Source organism: Clostridium sp. LBM24168 (assembly GCF_052953915.1).
Map to the genome: position 1 here is coordinate 1506274 of NZ_CP196861.1, position 11467 is coordinate 1517740.

Below are 11467 nucleotides of genomic sequence, written 5' to 3' on the forward strand. Positions count from 1 at the left end.
GTTTTTATCACAATTCTACATCCAAATTATAGTAATACACATAAGTCCAATTTGAACTAAATTGATTATTGTGAAGTTCATAACTGAAAGTATAAAAGTTTTATCCTTTACTGAGTCCTTATAAAATTCTCTAATATTTTTATTGACAATAAAGGAAGTAAGTAAAGATAATAAAAATATTTTAGGTAAAATTCTGGTAATAATTAAAACTATTATTATAAGATATGATATATAATACATGAATTTAAATAGAGTCAGTGAATTCTTTTTCCCAATATAGTACGTAAGGGTAAATTTATTATTCGCAACATCTTTTTGCAGATCACATATATTATTGGCAAGCATTATATTGAAAATACCATTTATACAGCTTATTGAAATTAAAAATATATTTATAAGTTCAATCATATTTATATTTAAATTCAATATTCCACTATTATAGGAAAATAGAATAATATTGCTATCAAATATGTTTATATAGACTGACAAAAATACTATTACAAATCCCATGAAAAATCCTGAAAATATTTCTCCAATAGGCATTCTAGATATGGGTATGGGTCCAAAAGTATAGAATATACCTATAAAAAAAGAAATTGCACCTATAAAAAGTACTATCAAATTTGTACGAACAGTAAGTATTATGCCAAATACAACCGCAACTGCAAAAAGAAGTATTATCACGGCCAATGCTGTTGATTCTTTCAATTTTCCTGAAGATATAATGTTCATCTTTTCATCATCTTTGCACATTCTATTTTTATAATCACAGTAGTTGTTTATAGCAGTAGTTGCCATATCAAAACTTATCAATGAAACAAGCATTATGAAAAAATTGGTCGTTTTTAAACTATCATACCTATATATAGAATAAATAGTACCAAGAAAAAATGGTATGATACTTGCCAGCTTAGTTTTTATCTCGATAAATTCTAAAAACTCTTTTAAATGCAAAAATAAAACACCACCTTGAATTTTATATAAAATGCCTTAGACTTTTAATCTAAGGCAAATTTACTATTATGTACTATTATGAAATATTTACTTGCAAATCAGAGGTATCCCCTTTTTTTACTTTATCTATTAGTTTTTCACTTAACTCCTTAAATATTTTTGAAGATTCAGTAGCACCTGTTACAGTGTCTACTTTAGAAGCATCCTGTTTATTTATCAAATCATCTGTTAACTGTTTGCTGTATTTTACTGGATTCATTCCATTGGTCTTGGATGCCATATTTTTATTGTAATCCTGATCTTCAGTTTTATATTTTCCTTCTTTATTTATACAATCATATCTTGCAGAAACAACTTTACCATCTTTAACCTGAATCTGAACAAATGGTTTCCAACCCCTATTGTCAAAATTTTTGGCTTCGGCTTTATAATCTCCGTCTTTCAATACTTCTGATTTTTCCGTAGATGTATTTGCTTTATCAGTATTTTTATCTGTCTGAGTATTTCCACCACATCCCGCAAAAAGCACAATAATTATTAAAGTTGAAATAATCATGCTTAACAAAGCCCTTTTTTTCATATATATTCCACCCTTCCAATAAAAAACATTTTACTGCTGCATTTCAATTATACTATAATTTGTACAAGTTATACAATAAAAAGCCAATTCTTCTAATTCATAAAAATTCTACAAATTTCGTAGACATACTTCTGGATTAAATGTAAAATTTTAATTATAAAAGATAAAATGAATATTTTGGGAGTCTTAATTTATGGATAAAATATGGGATAACTATAAAATTATAAAAAATGAGCTTGAATCCGTAACTGAATTTATGGAAAAAAACGCAAAATGTAAAGATAAAAAGATAGAACATGCCATTAAGGATTTGATTTATTCCAGCGGTAAGATGCTGAGGCCAGCTTTTGTAATAATATCATCCCATTTTGGGAATTACAATTTTCAGAAGTCAATATCACTTGCTTCCGTAATAGAATTTTTCCACATGGCAACCCTGGTACACGATGATATTGTAGATGATTCAAAATTGAGGCGCGGCAAAGAAAGTGTCCAATCAAAATACGGTAAGGACTATGCTGTTTATATAGGAGATTATATATTCTGCCTATGCTTTAAAATACTTGCTTCAACAGCTTCTTTGAAAAATATAGAAATCGATAGTAATTCCATGTCGAAAATCTGTATGGGAGAAATAGAACAATTCAATTCAAAATTTAAGAGTCCTGTTTCAGTTAAAAATTATTTGAAAAGAATATCAGGGAAAACTGCAGAATTATTTTCTCTGTCACTTTATATAGGTGCTTCAGAAAGTGGCTGCAGCGATAAACTATGCAGACAATTATGGAGAATTGGACATAACATAGGAATGTCCTTTCAAATAATAGATGATATTTTAGACTATACAGGTGATAAAAATCTTCTCAAAAAATTACCTTCTACAGATATAAAGCAGGGCATATTTACTATCCCCTTTATATATGCTGCAATGGAGAATAAAGTTTTTTCCAAGACATATCTTGGGAAAAATTATTTTTCAGATGAAGATGTCCGTAATTTAATATATATGGTTAAAAATAACGATGGCATAGAAAAGTCCATCAAATTGGCTTCAAAATATACAAATAAGGCACTTGGGATCATAAAATTTCTTCCTGAAACCGGCTATAAGTATATGCTTAAAGATATAACAGAATATCTTCTTAAAAGATATTATTGATTCTCATTTCATTCTTTCCTCAACTTATGAATTCACTTTCATCCATATCCATATATTGTAATTTCTAATAGAAAAACTTGAGTTTCTATTGCATTTAATGTTATAATAGGAACCAATGTTATTTTTTCATATAGAACTATATGATAATTTGGTTCTATAATCAGTTATAGGGAGGAAATTAAATGAGGAGAAAAGCGTTATCTGCGATTGCGATTCTGGCATTCACTGTTATGATAAGCAGCAGTGTATTTGCCTCATCAAATGAATTAAAACAAATACGAGATAACAAAGCAAAATTGCAAACAAAAGTCAGCCAACTAAATACACAAATCGATTCTGTTATAGATAAAATTGACCAAAATAAAAAGGCTATGAATGATATAGCTGACAATATCAAAACTACTGAAAAAAAATTACAGACTATAGAAAATAATTCCAGGGTTCAAAATGAACTATTCAAAAAGCGTGCAAGAGCAATGTACATGACTGGTATGGATGGATATCTACAAGTTCTTTTAACCTCAAACAATATAAACGATTTTATTTCCAGAGTTGATACAATATCCAAGATAATAAAGTTTGATAAAAATATTTTGGATAAACTTAAACAAAATCAGAAGATTATATCATCACAAAAGATGGCTATGGTTTCTGAAAAACAAAAACTTCAGGCTTTAAAAACAAGTAATGAAGCTACTCTCGCAAAATTAAATGCAGATATAAGTAATCAAAAACAACTTCTTGCAAAAGAATCCAAAAAAGAGAGTGATTTAATTGCTGAAGAAAATTCTAGACAAATAGCTTTGAATAATGTTAATAATACTATGTCAAACAGTCTGTCCCGTGGAGGATCTATTTCTTTTTCAAGTTCAAATTCCTTTACCGCTAACGCAACTGCCTATTGCAACGGAGGAATTACTGCTTCAGGGATGTCGACAAGAAGAGGTATTATAGCAGTTGATCCAAGAGTTATACCAATTGGATCAAGAGTTTACGTTGAAGGCTATGGATATGCCATAGCAGCTGATACAGGAGGTGCTATTCGAGGAAATAGAATAGACTTGTTTTTCCCTTCTAGTTCAGAAGCACATAACTGGGGAATGAGATCCGTCAAAGTCCATATACTTAATTAAGCCAATCAAACTATCAGCATAAATATGCTGTAATAAGTATGGACTACTTTCATAAAATAATCCGACAGTTCAAACTGTCGGATTATTTTTACCATAATATTTTTGAGTTATCTACACATTATACTTTGAACATCCACTGCATCCAGAAGGCGGATCTATAAAAGGCTTCAATTCCAAACCTCTCCCTTTATTTTCATCATTTGACAAAATTGAAAATCCACCACATATATTTATTACATCTTTTGCAACAATAAAGTTAATGTCCCTGACTTTATCTGAAATATCATCATCCTCTAATTTGCCATTATCAATATTAAATACAGGACCGCTGCAATTTGTCCCTAAATACCTTATTCTCAAATTATAATCCTGTACATTACTAGAATCTAAAAAGTTTTTAAATTCATCATAAGCTTTATCACTTATTTTCATAAATTTCATAGTGATAACCTCCTCCAAATCTAATGTAGTCGCTTTGATAATTTAATATTTATTATATCATTATTTTTACTATTCGCCAAATATTTTTTATAAAAATTTATCTTTTTTCAATTACAATAAGAAATGGAGGATTATTAATCTGATTTTCAAAAGATATCTTAACAACATTGTATTTTCTCTGTTCTAGACTAGATGTATATTCTTCAAGCATACTTTTTTCTATTTTTTCCTCTTTATGTCCATAATATATTACTAAAATTATTACTCCATTTTTATCAAGTAAATTTAAAGATTTCTTAAGTGCTATTATTGTTGTTTCACAATGTGTTGCAATTGAATGATCTCCACCAGGAAGATATCCCAAATTGAACATAATCAGCTTAACCTTCTTATCCACATATTTATCTATATTTTCATGGCCATCATTTATAAGTTCTACAGATGTCAGTTTGCCATTCTTAGATATTCTGTTACGTGTATTTATAATAGCAGTTTTCTGTATGTCAAAAGCATACACTTTTCCTGTATTACCTACAATATTCAATAAAAATAATGTATCATTTCCATTGCCCATTGTAGCATCCACGGCAATATCACCAACATTGAGTTTATTCCTGCAAATATTCTTTGCAATATTAACTGCATTAGTAAAATAATTATAAATAATAAATGACTTCTCCTAACATTAAATTTTCTATCTACAATACTTATAAAAACAGCAGATAAATCACATTTATCTGCTGTAAAGGAATTAAATTTATCTTATTTCTCCATAATTTTCATGATCCATTATTTCCATAATTGAATTATCGCCATCTACAAAAACTACTGTTGGATTATAGTTTCTGGCTTCATCCTCATCCATCTGACAGTATGTCATCAAAATAACCTTGTCACCGGGTTGCACATATCTTGCAGCTGCGCCATTAAGGCAAATTGTTTTACTATCCTTCTTTCCAGCTATCACATAGGTCTCCATTCTGCTTCCATTATTTATATTCACAACCTGAATTTTTTCATATTCAAGTATATTTGCACTTTCCATTAATCTTTTGTCAATTGTTATGCTTCCAACATAATTTAAATTCGCCTCCGTAACAGTTGCCCTGTGAATTTTCGATTTAAGAATGCTCAATTGCATAATTTTCCTCCTTAATCATTAGTTTTTCTATATTTTAAAGGTAAAATTATCTATTAGCCTTACTTTACCTATATAGACAGCTATTGCAATTAAAACAGTCTTGTCAATATTTAAAACTGGTTTTAAATTCAGGCTGTCAACCACTTCAACATAATCCACTTTGGCAAGTGGTTCCGAATTCAATTTTTCAACAATTACCTTCTTCACGTTGTCTGTATTTCTGTCTCCTAAATTCAATGCTTCTTTTGCTGCATCAAGACTCTTACTAAGTATTACAGCCGCTTTTCTCTCCTCTTTTGAAAGATAGGTGTTCCTTGAACTCCTGGCAAGTCCATCAGCTTCTCTTACTATAGGACATCCTACTATTTCAATATCGAAATTGAGATCTCTAACCATTCTTTTTATAACTGCAAGCTGCTGTGCATCCTTTTCTCCAAAATAGGCCTTATCTGGGGTTACAATATTAAAAAATTTTGAAACGACAAGGCAAACTCCTCCAAAATGAACAGGTCGTCTTGTGCCACAAAGTCCTTCAGTCAACCCATTTACATTGACAGCTGTGCTTGCATCTTCATAATACATGGTTGAAGACTCTGGATTAAAAATCAAATTTGCTCCTGCATTTTCGCAAAGTTCTTCATCCCTCTTTATATCCCTTGGATAAGCCTTAAAATCCTCATTTGGTCCAAACTGGGTAGGATTTACAAATATACTTACAACAACCCTGTCATTTTCTGAAACTGCCCTTTTAATAAGACTTTCATGACCCTCATGCAGAAAGCCCATGGTAGTAACAAGTCCTATGGTAAATCCTTGTTTTTTCCATATCTTCACTTGATTTCTTACTTCATCTATTTCATGTACTGTATTCATTAATTTTATCTCCTTATAATCTATCTATAATACTGTCATCTATTTTAAAACTATGTTCCTCATCAGGGAAAATTCCATTTCTAACTTCTGATATATAATCTTTGAATGCCCCTCTTACAAGCTGTCCAACATTTGCATAGTATTTTACAAATTTGGGCTTAAAGTCAGAAAATAATCCAAGCATATCCTGATATACAAGTATCTGTCCATTGCAATATTTACCTGCACCTATTCCAATAGTAGGTATTGATACGGATTCCGTAATAATCTTTGCCAATTTATATGGAATACCTTCAAGCACAATGGAAAAGGCTCCTGCATCCTCCAATTTTTTGGCATCTTCTATTATTTTTCTTGCATTTATTTCATTTTTACCCTGAACCTTAAATCCTCCAAACATGTTAACAGACTGCGGTGTAAGTCCTATATGCCCCATAACTGGGATTTGCGCCTTTACAATAGATTTTACCTGTTCATAAACTGAAGCCCCACCTTCAAGCTTTACAGCACCTGCATACCCTTCCTGTATCATTCTGCCAGCATTTTTTACTGCATCATACACAGAAGCCTGGTATGACATAAATGGCATATCTCCAACTACCAGAGCATTTTCCGTTCCTCTTGAAACTGCCCTCACATGGTGGAGCATTTCTTCCATTGTGACACTTAAAGTATCCTTATATCCCAAGCAGACCATTCCAAGCGAATCACCAACCAGAATACCGTCAATGCCTGATTCATCTACAAGCCTTGCCATTGAGTAATCATAAGCTGTAAGCATTGTAATCTTCACATTTTTTCGTTTTGCATCAATAAAAGTTGAAACATTATTTTTCGTCATCTTCTAACCTCCAATTTTTTATTAAATCATAGCAATTTTTGCCGTGCTTTTGTTCAGATAATTTAACTAAATTCATAGACAAACGCCTATACAATTCCAGGTCCTCATATGGCATAATGTCGAGGTGACACTTTAAAGTTTCGATATCTCCTCGTTCCACAGGTCCTGTAAGTGCACCTAAAAAACCTTTATTTTTTATGTTAGCTATATTATTTTCAATTAATGGCATCAGTGAATTCATACAATCTTTTTCATCAATGCCACAATTTTTTAAATACTCACATCCTATATTTAAAAGTGAAAGTACCAAATTTGAAACCGTAACATTTGCAAGATGGTATAAAGATTTTTTAGTTTTATCAAGCACAATAACTCTATTGCCCATATGGGTAAAAATAGAAATTAAAGCTTCTAAATACTTACAATCTCCTTCAATTGAAAAGTAAATTTTTTTTAGGACTTTATAGGTACTAAATTTATCTGAAAAAGCACACATTGGGTGGATAGAATATCCGAACGCTCCTGAAGTGTTAATATCTGAAAAGATTGATGAAGATAGGGAACCACTTGAATGACATATAATCTTACCTTTCAGGTTATATTTTCTAATTTGATCCCATACTTTTTTTATAATATCATCGGGGGTAGTTATAAAAATAACATTACAATTCTCAATTAGCTCATTTAATCCGTTATAAAAATTGCTTTCCGTAAATTCAGCCGCTTCTTTTGCAGAATTTAAATTCTTACTGTAATAACCTTCTACATTTACTTTATTCAAACTAAAATACTTGCCCAAGCTTACGCCTACTCTTCCGGCACCAATAAAACCAATACTTAATTTCACAGCATCACCGTCTCTTTCGTAGTAAATAGCTTACACTGACTCCCCTTTGACCTTCATATTAAATTAATAACACCTGCGGTGCAGTTCAAAAAGATACTACCCGTGTTAATTTTATCATACGTTAATTTTTTGTTCAAATATTTATTTTGCTTAAATTCTAACCTGTTTTTCAACTTTTCCACCATTTATAATATTTATCTTCCCGCTGTACTCAACTCTATTTATATTACACTCCTTTCCTATTGTAATATTTTTTCCCCTAACTATATCAGCCGTAGTTCCTTCAAGATATATATCATCTGCCTCTATAGATTCAACGACAAGTTCTTTTTTATAAAAAAATGCAGATCTTAGAAACTTTCCCACTATTGATTCATCAAATGCTGACATCCTTATACTTATATTTTCTCCCCCTATTTCTCTTGCCACAGATTTTCCATGCAAAACTATATCTATTTGATCAGCATTTAAAAGTCCTCCAATTCGTATAAATCCGTGTGCTTTGAAATTTTCACTCTCACAATCCCCTTTCACGTTTATTCCTCCTGATATTTCTACTTCCTCTGCATATAAATTCCCACCTACACTACCACTTCCAGATATCTTTATTTTTGCAATTTTTGTATCTCCTGAAACACTGGATGATCCGCTTACTTTAATCTCATCAGCCTTTTCTATACTTCCTTCAACTTTCATAGAACCGCTTATATCTATTGTATTTGATTTAATATTTCCTTTTATTCTACCTGACCCACTAAACTTAATATCCCCATTTACCACTACATTTCCCTGTATTTCGCCAGATCCGCTTACCTTCAAAAATTTACACTCTATATCCCCATTGATTTTTCCCGAACCGCTAATTTTTACTTCATTATATATTCCTCCTCCAACACTTCCCGAACCTGAAATCTTAAGATCCTTTCTTTCTTCCATTCTAAAACAACTCCTTAATTTTTAATTTTAGCTTTTCTATAACTTTACCAATGTCCAATCTCATTATTACCTTAGATAAATTATCAAAACAAATCTCATTTGGAAGCAGTGAAATAAAACACGCTCCTATTCCCATCTTTCTCACAAATACTATCTCACAGTTTCTTCCGGAATATTTGTTGTAATTATCCCGCAAAGTCTGAATTACAATTTTACTTTCCTCCACCGATATATTACCTATTGCAAGGAATTCCTGCAGTATATCCATATATAATACTTCATTAAATGAATAAATAGAAACTTCAGCATTAAAATCATTATATATTTTTAAAACATTCTCCATAATAATGCCTTTTTCAATAAGATCATCATAAGAAATTTTAATATTTGAAACTTTATTAGAAAAAATTCGTGCCATATCATCTAATGCCATATCATCTTTCATACTTTTTATTCTTTCTATTCTGTCGAGCATCTCTTCTCTTGGGAAAAAAGTTTCCTGACCTGTAAAAGAAGATTTTTTTATAAACCATTCCTCAGGTATCAATTTTTTCCGTTTCCATCTATAAAGCTGCCCATAAGATATATTACTTAATTCCAGAAGTTCTTTTTTAGAAATTAAATTTTCCTCCATAAATCTCACTCCTTAATGGTAGTGTAACATAACATTGTTACATTGTAAATAATTCTTTGTACTTTAGTAATTTACTTATAAGGGGCTGTCGCATTAGCATAAAAATTATGCTAATGTGACAGCCTTTTTTAACATTTTATAGAAATTTTCATGATAATTTAAAGCAACACAAACTCTATAACTAAAAAATGGTACACTTTAATAAGACTTTTCTATTAAGGCTTTTTTGATTCACAGGCTTTTTAAGATTTTAAAATTAAGCACTACTTTTAAGTGGAAAAAGATGATTTTCTGTTCTATCTGACTGAATTTTATTATGGAGCTTATTGACATTATGTGCCATCGCTAACAAAATACTTTCCGCCAAAATATTCTGTTTACCTCTACTTAGATATCTACGAAATCCCATATCCTGTTTTATCTCTGCAAAGGAGCCTTCGGCTTGGATACTTCGATTCATTCTTAGCTCGCAGCCTTCTTCACTTACAATTCTTTCAAGATTCTCTTTGCGGAGCATGTTGAACAGCTTTGAAGTTTCAAGATTTTTGACCCTTTCTTCCAATGGTATTTTGCTGTTATGTCCTTTTATACATTTACTTTTATGCTGGCAGTTATTGCAATCCTCACATGTATAGATTGTTTTCTCACTTATATAACCAGTCCTGCTTTTCCTTTTTAGTACCCTGTTTACTGTTAGCTTCTTATTATTTTTACAGGTATAATAGTCGCCAGATTTGTTATAATCTATATTATCTATCCGGCTTATATCATTTTTATATTTACGCGTTTTGGATATTTCATAGTTTGCTGGTTTTATATATGATAACTGTCCGTTCGCTTTAACATAAACATAATTTTCTTCACTCTCATAACCTGCATCAGCAGTAATTTTAAAATACTTAAAATACAGGAGGTTCTCCATGCTTTTTATGAATGGAATCAACGTTTTTGTATCCGTGCTCTGGTTGCCTGCAGTAAGCCATACTATATATTCAGAATCTACTCCATGCTGAACATTGTATGCAGGTTTTAGCTGACCGTTTTTCATGGCATCTTCTTTCATCCTCATAAAAGTTGCATCCTTATCCGTCTTCGAGTAGCTGTTACGCTTGCCGCAGGTATGGATTTTCTGTGTATACTCTTTCAGCTTATTAAGATATCCCTCAAGCTTTTCAATAGAACGTTGAATTGGATTTTTCCTTTTGCCAGATCCATGTACAAACTGTATATTTTCTTTATGCTTCAAGGCGTAAAGTTTCTTGCGTAACTTTTTTACGTGCTTTATTTTTACCTTATTTTGATATACAAGCTTTAGTCCGTACAGTTCTTCACATTCAGCCACAAAATCAGCTAATTTAGAAAGCAGTCTGGCTAAATTTTTTGAAACTGATCTTTTCCAGATAAAAGTATATTTGTTTGCACAAGCTTCTATCTTTGTACCGTCAATAAATACAGCATCACCTGATATTTCTCCAATCTCATAAAGGAAGTTTGTCATTTCGGCCATGATTGTTTCTGAACATGGAGCGAAATGAAGGCTGCGGAATCTAGCAAATGTAGAATGATCCGGTACTTGTGAACCTTCTAAGAGATACATAAAGTTCACGTCTCTTTTGCATGATTTCTCCATTTCTCTTGATGAATAATTATGATTCATATATGAGTAAAGTACAATCTTCAGCATCTGACGCGGTGTTGCCTGATTCTCCCTCATACGGGAGTAAGTCGAATACAAATCTGTTAAATCCATCTCCTCTACAAACTGACTTAGCAAATGCACCGAATCATTATCTGGTATCATGTAATCAATATTTAATGGAAGTTTTAATTGATAATTTCCACGATTTGAAGTATAATTTTTATGTAAATTAATGTATTTAGTCATATATTAATTTTACCATAAATCTTTCACTCTTCCGAGTGGGAGA

13 protein-coding genes are annotated in these 11467 nt (G+C 31.2%); 2 read left to right on the top strand and 11 right to left on the bottom strand.

Annotated features, from left to right (window positions below):
* Positions 1-15: 15 nt before the first annotated feature.
* Positions 16-954: a 1,4-dihydroxy-2-naphthoate polyprenyltransferase gene (locus ACSVC9_RS07455; RefSeq protein ID WP_446899706.1), complete on the bottom strand. Its 939-nt coding sequence runs from the start codon at positions 952-954 to the stop codon at positions 16-18.
* Positions 955-1030: 76 nt separating this feature from the next.
* Positions 1031-1534, bottom strand: a complete 504-nt coding sequence (locus ACSVC9_RS07460; RefSeq protein ID WP_446899707.1) for an FMN-binding protein — start codon at positions 1532-1534, stop codon at positions 1031-1033.
* A 193-nt stretch (positions 1535-1727) separates the two neighbouring features.
* On the opposite strand from ACSVC9_RS07460, the gene ACSVC9_RS07465 reads away from it, so the two are divergent.
* A complete protein-coding gene (locus ACSVC9_RS07465) occupies positions 1728-2693 on the top strand; it encodes a polyprenyl synthetase family protein (protein WP_446899708.1) in 966 nt (321 codons plus the stop codon).
* 182 nt (positions 2694-2875) lie between these two features.
* Positions 2876-3826 carry a 3D domain-containing protein gene (locus ACSVC9_RS07470; protein ID WP_446899709.1) on the top strand — a complete coding sequence of 317 codons (951 nt, stop codon included), beginning with the start codon at positions 2876-2878 and terminating at the stop codon, positions 3824-3826.
* A 111-nt stretch (positions 3827-3937) separates the two neighbouring features.
* Here the strand turns inward: ACSVC9_RS07470 and ACSVC9_RS07475 are convergent, their stop codons facing one another.
* From ACSVC9_RS07475 to ACSVC9_RS07515, 9 genes are all read right to left on the bottom strand, one after another.
* Positions 3938-4267 (bottom strand): HesB-like protein, encoded by a 330-nt coding sequence (locus ACSVC9_RS07475; protein ID WP_446899710.1) that lies wholly within the window; start codon positions 4265-4267, stop codon positions 3938-3940.
* 97 nt (positions 4268-4364) lie between these two features.
* Positions 4365-4853 (bottom strand): tRNA (mnm(5)s(2)U34)-methyltransferase, encoded by a 489-nt coding sequence (locus ACSVC9_RS07480; protein ID WP_446899711.1) that lies wholly within the window; start codon positions 4851-4853, stop codon positions 4365-4367.
* A 171-nt stretch (positions 4854-5024) separates the two neighbouring features.
* Positions 5025-5408 (bottom strand): aspartate 1-decarboxylase, encoded by a 384-nt coding sequence (panD, locus tag ACSVC9_RS07485; RefSeq protein WP_446899712.1) that lies wholly within the window; start codon positions 5406-5408, stop codon positions 5025-5027.
* 27 nt (positions 5409-5435) lie between these two features.
* The gene (gene panC, locus ACSVC9_RS07490; RefSeq protein ID WP_446899713.1) at positions 5436-6281 is read right to left on the bottom strand and encodes a pantoate--beta-alanine ligase; all 846 of its coding nucleotides are present in this window, start codon (positions 6279-6281) and stop codon (positions 5436-5438) included.
* Between the two features lie 13 nt (positions 6282-6294).
* Positions 6295-7122 (bottom strand): 3-methyl-2-oxobutanoate hydroxymethyltransferase, encoded by an 828-nt coding sequence (panB, locus tag ACSVC9_RS07495; protein ID WP_446899714.1) that lies wholly within the window; start codon positions 7120-7122, stop codon positions 6295-6297.
* On the bottom strand, positions 7109-7969 hold the full coding sequence (locus ACSVC9_RS07500) for a Rossmann-like and DUF2520 domain-containing protein (RefSeq protein WP_446899715.1): 861 nt from the start codon (positions 7967-7969) through the stop codon (positions 7109-7111). The genes panB and ACSVC9_RS07500 overlap by 14 nt, the downstream gene beginning before the upstream one ends.
* Positions 7970-8119: 150 nt before the next feature.
* Complete coding sequence (locus tag ACSVC9_RS07505; protein ID WP_446899716.1) at positions 8120-8905, bottom strand: polymer-forming cytoskeletal protein; 786 nt, start codon at positions 8903-8905, stop codon at positions 8120-8122.
* A 1-nt stretch (position 8906) separates the two neighbouring features.
* Complete coding sequence (locus ACSVC9_RS07510) at positions 8907-9539, bottom strand: YhbD family protein (RefSeq protein WP_446899717.1); 633 nt, start codon at positions 9537-9539, stop codon at positions 8907-8909.
* A gap of 256 nt (positions 9540-9795) precedes the next feature.
* Positions 9796-11424 carry an IS1182 family transposase gene (locus ACSVC9_RS07515; RefSeq protein ID WP_446897624.1) on the bottom strand — a complete coding sequence of 543 codons (1629 nt, stop codon included), beginning with the start codon at positions 11422-11424 and terminating at the stop codon, positions 9796-9798.
* Between the last annotated feature and the right edge of the window lie 43 nt (positions 11425-11467).